This window comes from Roseburia sp. CLA-AA-H209 (assembly GCF_020687575.1).
GTDB lineage: Bacteria > Bacillota > Clostridia > Lachnospirales > Lachnospiraceae > Roseburia_C > Roseburia_C amylophila.
This window is the reverse complement of sequence record NZ_JAJEQU010000005.1, coordinates 27,417-42,654: the sequence shown is the minus strand read 5'-3', so window position 1 is coordinate 42,654 and position 15,238 is coordinate 27,417. Positions and strand designations below refer to the sequence as shown.

Sequence of the window (15,238 nt, the reverse complement as noted above, 5' to 3'; positions counted from 1 at the left end):
ATTTTTGTCAGTAGAACGAATCAATTCACAGCTTAAAAAGGTCAGAGAGCAGATAGCACAGCTACAGGCAAAGGAAAAAGACCTTGCAGAACAGAAACAGATGGCGGAGGATGCCGAAGCCATGAAGATCATACGAAAATATAAAATCTCATCGGAGCGTTTGCAGATGTTAAACAAGCTCAGTGAGGATGAAGTCAGAAATTTATTACAGAAACGGGAACAGGAAAAGGAGGTTTCAATCAATGAAAAACAGGAAATTATCGGCTAGGGCGGTAGTGTCCCTTATGCTGTCGGCAATACTTTTTTGTATGCCGATTGGGGCATTTTTTGCCAACAGGACAAATACGATAGAGGTTCATGCGGAGGATACTGCCGAGCAGAAAACGGAAAGTGCAAGTGACGCAGAAAATACGGTTACACCCGGCAATGGCAGGGAAGAAAATTCAGGAACAGATACCGGAGAGGGAAAGACGGAAAATTCCACAGAAGGCACAACAGAAGATTCGTCTGAAGAAACACAGCCTGCCGCAAAATGCACCTGCAAAGAAAAGTGCAGCCAGTATGCGGTGGATGAAGATTGTGAGGTGTGTGCAAAGAACTATAAGGAATGTACCTATATCAATCCGAGCGTAAAAATCACAATCAATACACCGTCTGGATGGCATAATGATACCACGAAAGTAACGGTCAAGGTAGAAGATACGGTAGTGTCCGGCAATTTTACCATTCAGAAAGTACAGGCGAAAGTCGGACAGAATGGAAGCTGGACGGATATTACCGAGGATATGTACATAGAGATTTCCGAGAACAGCACCATTTATGTGCAGGTCACAGACCAGAAGGGCAAGAACTACGAGAAAAACCGTTATATCAAGTGTTTTGATTTTACCAAGCCTACCTTAAATGCGGCAGTCAGCGACGGTCTTTTGAGCATTCAGGCACATGATACGGATTCCGGTATCAAGGCAATCTATGTCAATGGCTATGAGTTTACAGAGCATACGAATGGAGCCTTGAATATCCGTCTGCAACAGTTCGATGCAGGGTATCAGTATTTCACGATTTCTGCCATGGATAATGCAGGAAATACCTCTGAAATCTATAAAACAGCCAATCCGTATTACACCGATCCGGAGAATAAGGACAGCAGTGAAAAAGATCCGGCACAGCAGCTTCCGGTGGATGCGTCGGCAACCAAGCCAAGCTCTGCAACCGCACAGGTCACAGAGCATACAAAAACGGATGTGAATGGAAATACAGTTTCCCAGACAGGCAGTGGAACAACTTCAAGCAGTTCCGCAACAGCAAAGCAATCTCCAAGTACGGGAGATACTTCTAAGGATGCAGACCAGAGCAGTGACAGCCAGACCACAGAAAAAGGCAAGGAATTTTACACAATCCAGACTGCATCAGAAAAGATATTTTATCTTGTGATTGACCGTGATGGGGAAGATGAAAAGGTGTATTTCCTTACAGAAGTCAGTGAAAACGACCTGCTGAATACCACAACGGATAACAGCGAGACACTTCCGAAAAATTCAGCGGCATTGGAATCTGCAATCCCTACCAAAGACAGCGCATTATCAAACAATAATGCTGATACCACAGGAGATAAAACACAGGGAGCAGAAAGTGTTGAGGACAGCACCGAAGATAGCACGGAAGATACAAGTGAGCCGAAAGAGGATACCGCAAAAGCAGATGGTTCCGGCTTTACATATATTTTAATAGGCATTGCTGCGGTAGCTGTGATCGGAGTGGTATATGTTGTGAAGTCTAAGAAGAAAAAGGAAAACTTCATTGATGAGGATGAAGATGAGGACGAGCTTGACGAGGACTATGATTATGAGGACGAAGCCGAGCAGGATTCAGACGAAGCATTCTTAAATGGTGGCGATGATACAGAATCAGAGGACACAGGCGAGAATGACAGTGAAGATAACAGTGACAACGATAATGATGAAGAAAACGGGGAGGAATAGAGATGGAGCTTGTAATTGCAGAGAAGCCGAGCGTGGCACAGAGCATTGCGGCAGTTCTTGGTGCCACACAGCGTAAGGACGGTTATTTGGAAGGCAATGACTATCTGGTATCATGGTGTGTGGGACATCTGGTAGAACTGGTACAGCCGGAAAGCTATGAGGAAGCATGGAAGAAATGGAGTTATGACAATCTTCCGATCATCCCACAGGAATGGCAGCATGAAGTGAAAAGTGATACGAAAGCACAGTATCAGATTTTGAAAAAACTTATGCATGATGACAGGGTGGATGCAGTCGTGTGTGCTACCGATGCCGGAAGGGAGGGAGAGTTGATCTTCCGCCTGACCTACAACATGGCAGGGTGCAGAAAACCGATGAAACGATTATGGATTTCTTCCATGGAGGAGAGTGCTATCCGTGACGGCTTCCATAATCTTCGTCCAGGCAGTGATTATGACAATCTGTACAAGTCAGCACTATGCAGGCAGGAAGCAGACTGGCTTGTGGGTATCAATGGCACTAGGCTTTTTACGGTATTGTATGGTGGCAAGGCATTAAAGGTCGGCAGAGTGCAGACACCGACACTTGCCATGCTGGTAGACCGTGAAAGTAAAATCATGAATTTCAAGAAAGAAGCCTATTATATGGCTCATATCATGGAAAATGGTCTGGATGCTGTATCGGAGCATATCAGTGATAAAACGGAAGCAGAGAGGATTGCAGGAGCCTGTGAAAACGGACAGGCTCTTGTCACTTCTGTGATAAAGGAAGAAAAGTGGGTGGCACCACCGAAACTCTATGACCTTACCACACTCCAGAGGGATGCAAACCGTCTGTTTGGCTTTACTGCCAAGCAGACATTGGAATATACGCAGAGCCTTTATGAGAAAAAGTTAGTAACATATCCGAGAACAGACAGCCAGTACCTTTCCGATGACATGGAAGGTACTGCAAAAAATGTGATCGAAGCGATTTTCAATTCTCTGTTATTTGAGCAGAATGTCATGTTCAATCCGGATATAAAAAGAATTTTGAACAGCAAGAAAGTGACAGACCACCATGCAATCATTCCGACCATGGAGATCATCAAACAGGATTTAAAAGCAATACCGGAGAGTGAGATGAAGATACTTTCCCTGTGTGCTAACCGTCTGCTGTGTGCGACCGGGGAGAAGCACATTTATAATTCCACAAAGGCAGAGATTACCTGCAACAATATTGTGTTTAAGGTATCCGGCAAGGAAGTGTGGAAAAATGGATGGAAGGAATTTGAGGATTTCTTCAAAAATTCCTATAAGACCACAGAGGATAAATCAGATGCCGAGGAAGAAAAGAAGCTGCCGGAGCTTCGTGAGGGCATGACGATTGCAGTGGAGCAGACAAAGGTTTCCGAGCATTTCACACAGCCACCGAAGCATTATACTGAAGATTCCCTTTTGTCGGCAATGGAGCGAGCCGGAAACGAGGACATGAGTGACGATGTGGAGAGAAAAGGACTTGGTACACCCGCCACCAGAGCGGATATCATAGAAAAACTGGTAAAAGACGGATTCGTAAAACGTGAGAAAAAGCAGATGATCCCGACAGAGGACGGAATGAAGCTGATCACGATACTTCCGGATGTAGTAAAATCTCCGAAACTGACTGCTGACTGGGAGAATGAGCTTACTCTTGTATCCAAAGGAGAAGTTGCTGCAGAACAGTTTATGTCAGGTATTGAAGCAATGGTAACTGATCTTGTAAAGACCTATCACAGCGTTAGTGATGAACATAAAGCCATGTTTGGCACAGGCAAGGGTGGACAAGAAGTGCTAGGCAAATGCCCGAAGTGTGGTGCTGATGTAGTCAAGGGAAAATTTGGAGCGTACTGTACCGGAAAGTGCGGTATGAATGTCGGCAAGGCACTTGGGGTAACACTTTCCGATTCACAGGTCAAGAGCCTGCTTCAAGGGAAAAAGATACTTGTAAAAGGATTAAAAGGCAAGAAAGGCAGCTATGATGCTTATTTGATTCCGGAGAGCATCGAGAAATTTTCCTACACGAAAGACGGTAAGGAAATCAAGGGATTTCAGTATAAATTTAAGATGGAATTTCCACCGAAAAAGGACAAATAGAAGAAAACAATTCCAAAATAATTTGTAAGATTTTGTCGAAAACTGTCATGTATATAGTGAAGGGAGGACTTTGGCATGAATAAGGAAAAAGAAATAGATATGCTGAAAGAAAAACTTGACTATTATACGTTGGTAGCCACCGATGAGGAATTTGATGCCGAGGAAGTTATAAAAATTGTAAAAAGGCTGGAAGAACTTGAACCGACAGAAGCACCGGAAAAATCTGTCGCTGAATTTTTGCACGATTTCTGGAAATATTGCGAGGAACGAGAAAGGGAGGAAAAAATACTAGAAGAATTTCGGAAGCAGAAATAGCTGTATCTATGATGAAAAAAGTGTGGTATTATGAGAGAAAGAAATTTGCAAATCGTAAGTTGTGAACTTAGAATTAGAGGTGTTGAAAATGAAAATAATAATTATATTTATTGATTTACTGATGGCAACTGTTCTCTTTTTTGTTGGAAGATTTTTTATCAAATCAAGGAATACAGAAAGAAGTGTGCTGTTTTTATCAGGAGATTATACTGGATTAAATACAGAGAAAATATGCAGAGTTACTGGAAAACGGATTAAGACATGGTCAATGCTCTTTTGTCTTGGCGGTATAATTGATTTTATCAAGCTGGGCGCAGGAATAATAATAGTTTCCGTTTTTTTTATTATCTTACTTGTATTTCATTTGGTTGATATGACTATAAATCGAGACAAGTACCGGGTATAAATTCAAGTTTGTCGGTGCAACACTAATACCACACATAACTAAAATAACAACACAGCGTCAGAGCGTATGGGAAAACCTGTACGCTCTAATTTTTTATCAAAAAATGGAGGAAAACACATGGAAGAAACAAATATAACAATGACAGCAGAGGAAATTCAGGGTGAGCCTGCGGCAAAGGAAAATGAGACAAAGGCGGAGAAGTTTATCCGTATTGGCGAGTACCGCATGAATAAGGCGGTGGATGCCATTGGAAGATTGGAGAATCTTGCAAATCGAGGTTCCTATGAATATACACAGGAACAGGTAGATGCTATGTTTCAAGCATTAGAGGGGAGGGTTGCGGAAATTAAGGCAAGGTTTACGCCTAAGAAAACGGCTGAGAGTAAGACTTTCAGCTTTGGTACAACAGAATAGGAATGTAACGGGAAATAAAGGAAAGGCAGTCATGGTAGTGTATGTGGCTGCCTTTTTGTCATATCTATGACAGGAAGGAGAACTGCGTGAGAAAATATGATTTTATATCGGCTCTGGCAAAGGAGACAGCAGCCGAGGTTGTCAAAAATCGTGAGGAATGGATGAAATACCTGACCACAGCGGCAAGACTGTATAAGTATCCGTTCCGGGAACAGCTTTTAATCTATGCACAAAGACCGGATGCAACAGCGTGTGCTTCCATAGAGCTGTGGAATGAGCGGATGCATTGCTGGGTAAACAAAGGTGCAAAGGGTATTGCACTTTTGGATGAGGATGATGCACATGGAAAGCGCCTGAAATATGTTTTTGATGTTTCTGATGTCCATGCGGCAAGGAGAATCGGACGCTATCCGGAACTTTGGGAATTGCATGAGGAACATAAGGAAGATGTAATTAAGCGTCTGGAGCAGATCTATGGTGCCACAGATGATAAGAAGCTGTTTGAAGAAAGACTTATGGAGTTAGCTGACAGAATTGCGGCAGATTATTATGAGGAATTGTTGCCGGATTTGCAGTACATGATCGAGGGCAGCTTCCTAGAAGGACTGGATGAGCAGAATGTCGGTATCCGTTTAAGAGATACTTTATCTGAGAGTATTTCTTTTACACTTTTATCTGCCTGTGGTGCAGATATGGAGGAATATGGTTCTGAGTTTGCTTTTGATTTTATCCACGAATTTAATTCCATGGATACCCTTGCGGTACTTGGAGATGCAGCAAATGAACTTGCAAAACCGGTACTTTTAGAGATTGGAAGAACCATAAGGGCATATAACAGAAGCCACGAACAGGAACAATCACAAAATTTAACGCAAAAAGGACTTGCAAATACTTCTAAAATAGACTACAATGCGTTAAAGCGTGAAAGTGAGAGCGGACATGAGGAATATAGTGACAACAATCCAAACAGCGTAGAAAGGGGCAATAGCGATGAATCTGACATACGAAAAGAACGGGGATTATCTGATCCCGACATTACAGGCGGACATTCAGCCGGAGGGAACGGTAACGAAGTACGGAATGATGAGGGAGACTTATCTGAAGGAGAACCACAGGGGCGTGTACTCAGCGTTTCTTCTGAAAGGGACATTGAAAGAACACCTGCTGACGATCCAGAAGCAGGCAGAGGAGAGAATGGAGAAGCTGACAAGCCAGATGGCGGCAACCGAGGGAGTGACCGAACAGCTCAAGGAAGCCGATCAGATGCTCTGGGTAGCAAAGATGAACAACATTCAGAGCAGAGCCGAGGAAGTGGTATTGAGCGAGCTGGTATACAGCCTGTAGCAGATACGCCACTCCGGGGAGATGCACCGGAACCTACCTTTACACAACTTAGCCTGTTTCCTTCTTTTGAGGAGCAGGTCGGAACAGTCGCAGCAGCGGAAGCAAGTATGAAATATACCATGCCCGCTGCTTTTTCTTTGCCACAGAATGAGCTTGAAACCATTCTTCGCAGTGGTGGAGGAAAACAGCATAGCAGGAAGCGTATTTTTGCAAAGTACACCGAGGGCAGAAATGCCGAGCAGATGGTAGAGTTTCTGAAAAATGAGTACGGACAGACCGGAAAAGGTTTTGAAATCAATGGAAATCCGGTATCGGTGTGGTTCGATGCGCATGGTATGAGTGTCGGCTATGGAACACAGGCAAGGGAAACACCGATTGTCACGATGGATTGGGAAGATGTGGAGAGCCATATCCGTTCCATGATCGAAAATGGAACATATATGAGTGCCAGTGAAGCATTTCTTGTAGATACGCAGGAGAGAAATCGTGTTGCTAATCAGATATTTTTCTTTCTTCGGGATGGCATGGATGAGACACCGGAAGAACTTGGATTAAAAGCCGGAAATTATCCGGAAAGTGAAGCAAAACTCATGGAGCTTCTTTCCACCCATGAGGGCAGGGAACAGCTTAAAAATATTTTGGAAGATGCAGCAGAGCGTCTTGCATCTGGAGAAACAGAATTAAAATGGCGGCATGTGAAATCACCGGAATATCTGTTATCGGAGATAGCAGACCTTGACAGGGAGAGACTGGAATTTCCATTGCCGGATACTGTGGAGGTAGCACAGGAAGATTTTATCACACAGGATGAAATCGACTATGCACTTGGCAGAGGAAGTGGCTATGAGCATGGAGCTTTCCGCATTTATGAGTATTTCATGGAAGGACATGACCAGAAAGAAACAGTTGCTTTTCTGAAAAATGAATATGGCATTGGTGGTGGTTCCGGCGGACTGCCGGGCAATGATGATTCCCATAATGAACATGATGGAAAAGGTATCCGTCTGGAGAAAGGCAGTTATGGCAATCCGTATGCAAAAGTGCTTCTGAACTGGAATGTAGTCGAGAAAAGGCTACGTGAGCTGATCCATGAGGATAATTATTTATCTCCACAGGGGAAAGAAAACTACAAGGCATACAAGGAAGAACAGGCAGAGAAAGCAAGACAGCGAGAGCTTTCCCGTCTGGAGCATGGACAGCGACTTGAATGTAAGAAGGACATCGAAGCCTTGATTGCCGAGAAATTCAATGGTTTTGTGCTTCCGAGGAATACCGCAGATGAAATCATAGATAAATATGGCATTGACTGTGTGGAATTTGTTCTTGCAAATACCGTCACGCATTTTGATTATGATGGGCGGTTTTCGCAGAACAATAAGGAATGGGCAAAAGGCATTGTTGCGGAAAATGAGTGGCAGAATAATGATCTGATTCTAAGCTCACATCCGGCGGTATTGGACGGATTTACCAATCAGGCGAGAAGATATATCAATGTGCTTCGGGAAAAAGAAAAGGAAGCACAGGAAACAGTCACGATTGATGGATATGAATGCATTCCGGTTGATCAGTGGGGCAGTGAAAAAGAGAAATACCTGCTTGGAAATAACATAGAGGACAGCAGTTTTTATTATGCACAGGTCAATGGGAAAACCTTTGAATACGACCATAAGCCGGAGCGTAGCGAAGTAGAGGACGATTATATCAATGCCATTGCAGAGGAAGATATTGACAGGCACGAAGCAGAAGTGTTTTCACGCTTTGAGGGGACGGATGGTATCGCAGAGCTGGATGAAGTGCAGGAATTAGCGTGGCATGTGGTACATGATGCAGATGATGAATATGGAAATCCGACACAGTGGAGTGCCACCTTATCAGAGGGAGTATTTCTTTGGATTGATAAGGAAGTGGACGGATATGCTATTTATGATACGGCAGACACCACCCGTCCGGCATTGGAGACATTTTCGACTTTGCAGGAAGCAATGGACTGGGGCAATGAGCTTGCAGAAAGTGGCAGGGAAGCAGAAGCGGAGTTTTCTGATGAAAAGGAACAGAATGTTGTTACAGAACAGACCGAAGATGAACTGGACAGTATAGATACGCAGTCTGCCCGTGAGCGTCTGGAGAATGGTGAAGCAGACCGACAGACAGAGGAAATGCTGTCACAGGTGCTTACCGGAGAATGGGAGCCGCTTACACCTTCGGCAGAGGAGAATAAGACTGTACAGGAAAGATCTGTGGCTACACCGGATAAAAGCAACGCAGTCAATTTTCATATCAGTGATGATCGCTTGGGCGAAGGCTCTCCAAAAGAGAAATTCCAGAGAAATGTTGCAGCAATCAGGCTGTTGGAGCAGATCGAGGGCGAAAACCGTTATGCTACACCGCAGGAACAGCAGATTTTATCCCAGTATGTCGGCTGGGGTGGTCTTGCCGATGCGTTTGACGAGAGCAAATCAAACTGGTCAGCAGAATATCACCAGTTAAAGGAACTGCTATCACCGGAGGAGTACCGCATGGCAAGGGAGAGTACCTTGAATGCCCATTATACAAGTCCGGTCATTATCCGCCAGATGTACGAAACATTGGAGAAAATGGGATTTTCCAAAGGAAATGTACTGGAGCCTTCCATGGGTATCGGCAACTTTTTCGGTATGATGCCGGATTCCATGAAAGAGAGCAGGCTTTACGGAGTAGAGCTGGACAGCATTACCGGACGCATTGCAAAGCAGCTTTATCCGCAGGCAGATGTGCAGATCAAAGGCTTTGAAAAGACTGATTATCCGAATGATTTCTTTGATGTGGCAATCGGAAATGTGCCTTTTGGTCAGTATAAGGTGGCAGACAAGCAGTATGATAAAAACAATTTCCTGATTCATGATTATTTCTTTGCAAAGACGTTGGATAAGGTGCGTCCCGGAGGTGTGGTTGCTTTTATCACAAGCAAGGGAACCATGGACAAGGCAAGTCCGGAAGTCAGAAGATACCTTGCACAAAGAGCAGACCTGCTTGGTGCAGTCAGACTTCCGAATACCGCATTTAAGGCAAATGCAGGAACCGAGGTCACTTCGGATATTTTATTTTTCCAGAAGCGTGATCGCATGGTAGAGCGTGAGCCGGACTGGGTACATCTGGGAGAGGATGCAGATGGCATTGCAATGAACGCTTACTTTGCACAGCATCCGGAGCAGATCGTAGGAAAGATGGAAATGGTATCCGGTCCTTATGGCATGGAAAGCACCTGCAAGGCAGATGATGGCAGACCATTTGAGGAGCAGTTAGCGAAAGCACTTCAAAACATTACAGGACAGATTGATACGATTGATCTGGATGAGGAGCTTGCGGATGAAATGAGCAGGCAGAGTATTCCTGCTGATCCGTCCGTCAAGAATTTCAGTTATACCGTAGTCGATAATGAGGTATATTACCGTGAAAACTCTGTCATGAAGCCGGTGGAAGTATCAGACACCGCAAAAGAACGTATCAAGGGAATGGTGGCAATCCGTAACTGTACGCAGGAACTGATTGATATGCAGCTTGAGGAATACTCCGATGTAACAATTAAGGAAAAGCAGACAGAACTTAATAGCCTGTATGATAATTTCTCTAAGAAATATGGTCTGATCAATTCACAGACGAATAAGAGAGCCTTTAATCAGGACAGCAGTTATTGCCTGTTGTGTTCTTTGGAAAAACTTGATGATGAGGGCAATTTCAAGGGCAAAGCGGATATGTTCACGAAGCGTACCATTAAAAGGGCAGAGGTGGTCACAAGTGTGGATACTGCAAGTGAAGCATTGGCAGTATCTTTAGCAGAGAAAGCTAAAATCGACCTTGATTATATGGCAGAGCTGACTGAAAAGGACAAGGATACGCTGATTGAGGAGCTTCGTGGTGTTATTTTCCAGAACCCGCTTACCGATGTCTGGGAGACAGCAGACCAGTATCTCAGCGGAAATGTGCGTGAGAAACTTGCCATTGCAGCAACCTATGCAGAAAATCATCCGGAATATGCTCCAAATGTGCAGGCTCTTACGCAGGTACAGCCGAGGGAGCTGGACGCATCGGAGATTGAGGTGCGTATTGGTGCCACATGGATTGATCCAAAATATATCAATGATTTCATGCGTGATACGTTCCAGACACCGGAGCATTTATTCCGCAGAGATACGATTGGGGTGCAGTTTTCGGGTATGACCGGAGAGTGGAACATTAAAGGGAAAAACGCTGATTTTGGAAATACGCTTGTCAACATGACCTATGGTACAAGCCGGGTAAATGCCTATAAGATACTGGAAGATTCCTTAAATCTGAAAGACACAAGAGTTTATGATACCATTGAGGAAGATGGAAAGGAAAAAAGAGTTCTTAATAAAAAGGAAACCATGATTGCAAGCCAGAAGCAGGAAGCGATAAGGGAAGCATTTAAGGACTGGGTATTCCGTGATCCGGAGCGCAGGCAGACACTTGTGGCAAAATATAATGAGCTTTTCAATTCCACCAGACCAAGAGAATATGACGGTTCACATCTGAAATTTCCGGGTATGACACCGGATATTGAATTAAAGTCGCATCAGAAAAATGCGGTTGCCCATGTGCTGTATGGGGATAATACCCTGCTTGCACACTGCGTTGGTGCCGGAAAGACCTTTGAAATGACAGCGGCGGCAATGGAAAGCAAGCGTCTGGGACTATGCCAAAAGTCATTATTCGTGGTGCCGAACCACCTGACTGAACAATGGGCAAGTGATTTCTTACGGTTATATCCAGGAGCAAATATCCTTGCGGCAACGAAAAAGGATTTTGAACCCGCCAACCGTAAGAAATTTTGTTCCCGTATTGCAACAGGTGATTATGATGCCGTTATTATCGGGCATAGTCAGTTTGAAAAAATCCCGTTATCACAGGAAAGACAGGCAGCCACAATCGAAAAACAGATTGATGAGATTGAGCTTGCTATTGATCAGGCAAAAAGAGACAACGGGGAGCGTTATACCATTAAGCAGATGGAAAAATCGAGGAAAGCATTGCAGGTGCGGCTTGACAAGTTAAATGACCAGAGCCGTAAGGATAATGTCGTGACTTTTGAGCAGTTGGGTGTAGACAGGCTGTTTGTGGATGAGAGCCACAATTACAAGAACCTGTTCCTTTATACGAAAATGAGGAATGTGGCAGGCATCGCACAGACAGAAGCACAGAAGTCCTCCGATATGTTTGCCAAGTGCCAGTATCTTGATGAAATCACAGGCGGCAAGGGTGTAACTTTTGCGACCGGAACGCCAATTTCCAACAGCATGACGGAGCTTTATACGAATATGCGTTATCTCCAGTATGGTACGCTTCAGAAGCTGGGACTGGGACATTTCGATGCGTGGGCGGCTTCTTTTGGGGAAACACAGACCGCCATAGAACTTGCACCGGAGGGAACCGGATACCGGGCAAAGACAAGATTTGCGAAGTTTTTTAATCTTCCGGAGCTGATTGCACTTTTCAAGGAGAGTGCGGACATTCAGACACCGGATATGTTAAAACTTCCTGTGCCGGAAGCAGAGTATGAAAATGTGGTATTAAAGCCGAGTGAATTTCAGAAAGAAATGGTGGCTTCTCTTGCGGAACGTGCTGAAGCAGTCCGGGACAGACAGGTGCAGCCTTACGAGGATAATATGCTAAAGATTACAAATGACGGAAGAAAGCTGGCACTTGACCAGAGGCTGCTCAACGATATGCTTCCGGATGAGGAAAATTCCAAAGCGGCAACCTGTGTGGAGAAAGCCTATGAGATATGGGAGAACACCAAAGAGCAGAAGTCGGCACAGTTAATCTTCTGCGACCTCTCCACACCGAAGGGCGATGGCACTTTCAATGTGTATGAGGATATAAAAAATAAGCTCATGGAAAAGGGAGTGCCGGAGCAGGAGATCGCATTTATCCATGATGCCAATACAGAGCTTAGAAAAGCGGAGCTGTTTGCAAAGGTAAGAAGCGGACAGGTTCGTTTTTTATTAGGTTCCACAGCCAAAATGGGAGCCGGTACGAATGTGCAGGACAGACTGATTGCATTGCATCATCTGGATGTGCCTTGGAGACCTTCTGACATTGAACAGCAGGAGGGAAGAATCTTACGACAGGGCAACCAGAATGATAAAGTAAAGATATTTCGTTATGTTACGGAAGGTACGTTTGACAGTTATTCATGGCAGCTCATTGAGAATAAGCAGAAATTCATCGGACAGATCATGACCAGTAAATCCCCGGTGCGAAGCTGTGAGGATGTGGACGAAGCGGCACTTTCCTATGCAGAAGTCAAGGCACTTGCCACAGGTAATCCCTACATAAAGGAAAAAATGGATCTTGATATTCAGGTATCGAAGTTAAAGCTGATGAAGGCAAACCATACCAGTCAGAAGTACAGGCTGGAGGATAACATCACACAGCATTATCCGCACCAGATCGCTGTTTACAAAGAACGTATCGAAGGTTTTACTGCTGATATGGAAAAATATGCGAAAAATAAGCCGGAGGATAAGGAGCAGTTCTTTATGCAGGTGGGTGGAAAGCCATACACCGACAAGAAGGAAGCGGGAACTGCAATCATAGCCATGTGTAAGGAAATCAAAGGTATCAATGCCAGTGCGGATGTAGGTGAATATCTTGGATTTAAGCTGAATGTAACCTTTGATTCTTTCAACAATAAGTTTGTGATGAATGTTAAAGGTGCTATGAGCCACCCGATGGAAGTCGGCTCTGATCCGCTTGGAAATATCACAAGAATCAACAATGTACTGGAAGCCATGCCTTCACAGCTTGAGGAAGCACAGACGAAGTTATCCAATGTGGAACATCAGCTTGAAACAGCAAAAGCGGAGGTAGATAAGCCATTTCCACAGGAAGCGGAGCTATCTGAAAAGCTGGAACGTCTTGCAGAGCTTAATGCCCTGCTTAACATGGACGAAAAAGGAGATGATGCGATTGGCATGGATGACGATGCTGCAGAACCGGAAAAACCACAGGAAGATGTGAAATCGGTGGATAAAAAAGGTGATGAGGTTGCGGATATGCCGGCAAAGCAGAGTAATCTTGGAAAAACAGTTACGGATAGTAAGCTGTCAGACCGACCGGCAGAACGGACTTCATTGCAAGAGAAGCTCGCAGCAATGAAGGCAAGGGTGTCCGGGACACCTGCAGGAAGGGATGCAGCAGATAAGGCAAAGAAAAAAGAAAAAATTTTATAGGAAAATCTATTTTATTCCCAAGTTTATTCCCAACCTGTCAGCGCTATTTGGGTTGGGAATATTGAAAAGTGTTATAGCAGTTTATGTAAGGGCAGTCCGTAGTGGCTGCCCTTTATCGTGCAAAGATGGAGATCATTTATGGCAGACAATTGTTATTGGTAGGAGCATGTGGCAATGAGGATTGGCAGATGTTACCGTTTTGCTTGGATGCGCAATCAGGAATTGTATCAGATTGTGAAAATGCAAAGGAGTATCGAAAACTTATAGGGTTACAGATATAGTAAGAGGCACGCCCAAATTTCAGGTTTCGTTCCATTCTGTAAAGAAAAATGAATAAATGTCGATAAATATTATGAGCTAAGGATGGCGTCTGTTTTCAAGGGATTGAATGTGAAAATAGACGCTGTTTCTGTTTGGATTGGAGGTTATATTATGAGAATACAAGCGGCAAATACATTTTATACAGGTACTTACTCTGTTTTGAATACGAAGTCATCATTTCCATATGCTGTGAAAGTTGAAGGTTACGGAAATACAAGAAACCAAAGGAGTTTATTTCAGTTTGCACATGTGACAATAACAGAACATATGGTAAATGCAAAATATGGTACAAAGATTACAAACGGTTCGAGAGTGCAGATGCAGACCGCAGGTAGTAAGAAAAAAGAAGATTGGACTGAGGTTTCCAAAGAACAGTTGGCAGAAGTAAAACTACCGGCATCATTTGATAAATTGAAAGAACAAAATTCTTATTTTTATCATGGAGAAAACATATCGGATTATGAACTAGTGCAAACTGCAGTAGCATTGGGGAAAATGGAATTACCAACAGATGAGAAAAAGTGTATCCCAGACAGAGTTGCAATGGATGCATTTGAAGTGCTTGTCAGAGACCAGGCGGCTCCAAAAAACTCATGGTCAAATACATTGTATTCGGAGGATGGAAAATATACCTTTACAAAGACTGAAAGCGGAAGATGGCAGATGCATTTGATTGATGATGCTGCCATAGGTGCATCTTTGGAAGATATAGCAAATTGGATGATGAGCGGCACGCCCAATAGAAATATTGAGACACGCTACCTAAATTATCTTCATACTGTTGATCCGGATTTATATAATGTGGCGATGCGAATAGGTTCCGAGGTTCGTTCTTATGGTTTTATGGAGGATTTACATCAGCAGGGAGTATTAAGTGATAGTCAAAATCAGTATGATATGAGTCTGTTGGGTATGTTATTCGGTAAAGATGCGGATAGTATGCGTATGATATTGAATGGGTGTAAGGAGTCTGGTAATTTTTTGGAATTATTGGATTTGTATAGCCCGGATGGAGCAAAATCGTTGGATAAGCTTCGGGAACAGCAATATAAGCACGGTGGAATTGTTTAACATAGCGAGTTTTATGACAGGATATGAAAAAGCAATTAA

At 43.8% G+C, this 15,238-nt stretch carries 8 protein-coding genes; all 8 read left to right on the top strand.

Translation table 11 applies throughout. The annotated features are described in order from the left end of the window. The first annotated feature begins 4 nt into the window (after nt 1-4). The 8 genes from LKD41_RS06100 to LKD41_RS06060 all read left to right on the top strand — a co-directional run bounded on the left by LKD41_RS06100 (nt 5) and on the right by LKD41_RS06060 (nt 15,199). The gene (locus LKD41_RS06100) at nt 5-268 is read left to right on the top strand and encodes a DUF4315 family protein (RefSeq protein ID WP_055264214.1); all 264 of its coding nucleotides are present in this window, start codon (nt 5-7) and stop codon (nt 266-268) included. Continuing rightward, nucleotides 243-1,982, top strand: coding sequence for a CD1107 family mobile element protein (locus LKD41_RS06095; protein ID WP_227700713.1), 1,740 nt, complete (start codon nt 243-245; stop codon nt 1,980-1,982). The genes LKD41_RS06100 and LKD41_RS06095 overlap by 26 nt, the downstream gene beginning before the upstream one ends. A gap of 2 nt (nt 1,983-1,984) precedes the next feature. After that, a complete protein-coding gene (locus LKD41_RS06090; protein ID WP_227700712.1) occupies nt 1,985-4,096 on the top strand; it encodes a DNA topoisomerase 3 in 2,112 nt (703 codons plus the stop codon). A 75-nt stretch (nt 4,097-4,171) separates the two neighbouring features. Then, nucleotides 4,172-4,411: a histidinol dehydrogenase gene (locus LKD41_RS06085; protein ID WP_227700711.1), complete on the top strand. Its 240-nt coding sequence runs from the start codon at nt 4,172-4,174 to the stop codon at nt 4,409-4,411. Nucleotides 4,412-4,499: 88 nt separating this feature from the next. Continuing rightward, nucleotides 4,500-4,817, top strand: a complete 318-nt coding sequence (locus LKD41_RS06080) for a hypothetical protein (protein ID WP_227700710.1) — start codon at nt 4,500-4,502, stop codon at nt 4,815-4,817. Between the two features lie 117 nt (nt 4,818-4,934). Continuing rightward, nucleotides 4,935-5,231 carry a hypothetical protein gene (locus LKD41_RS06075; RefSeq protein ID WP_227700709.1) on the top strand — a complete coding sequence of 99 codons (297 nt, stop codon included), beginning with the start codon at nt 4,935-4,937 and terminating at the stop codon, nt 5,229-5,231. An 86-nt stretch (nt 5,232-5,317) separates the two neighbouring features. Further along, a complete protein-coding gene (locus tag LKD41_RS06065) occupies nt 5,318-13,807 on the top strand; it encodes a DUF3849 domain-containing protein (RefSeq protein WP_331470901.1) in 8,490 nt (2,829 codons plus the stop codon). A gap of 432 nt (nt 13,808-14,239) precedes the next feature. Further along, on the top strand, nt 14,240-15,199 hold the full coding sequence (locus LKD41_RS06060; RefSeq protein ID WP_021960360.1) for a hypothetical protein: 960 nt from the start codon (nt 14,240-14,242) through the stop codon (nt 15,197-15,199). Nucleotides 15,200-15,238: the final 39 nt, after the last annotated feature.

Bases quoted from the DNA above. Each gene is read 5' to 3' on its own strand.
- LKD41_RS06095 (WP_227700713.1), top strand. From the start codon at position 243: ATGAAAAACAGGAAATTATCGGCTAGGGCGGTAGTGTCCCTTATGCTG.
- LKD41_RS06090 (WP_227700712.1), top strand. From the start codon at position 1,985: ATGGAGCTTGTAATTGCAGAGAAGCCGAGCGTGGCACAGAGCATTGCG.
- LKD41_RS06085 (WP_227700711.1), top strand. From the start codon at position 4,172: ATGAATAAGGAAAAAGAAATAGATATGCTGAAAGAAAAACTTGACTAT.
- LKD41_RS06080 (WP_227700710.1), top strand. From the start codon at position 4,500: ATGAAAATAATAATTATATTTATTGATTTACTGATGGCAACTGTTCTC.
- LKD41_RS06075 (WP_227700709.1), top strand. From the start codon at position 4,935: ATGGAAGAAACAAATATAACAATGACAGCAGAGGAAATTCAGGGTGAG.
- LKD41_RS06060 (WP_021960360.1), top strand. From the start codon at position 14,240: ATGAGAATACAAGCGGCAAATACATTTTATACAGGTACTTACTCTGTT.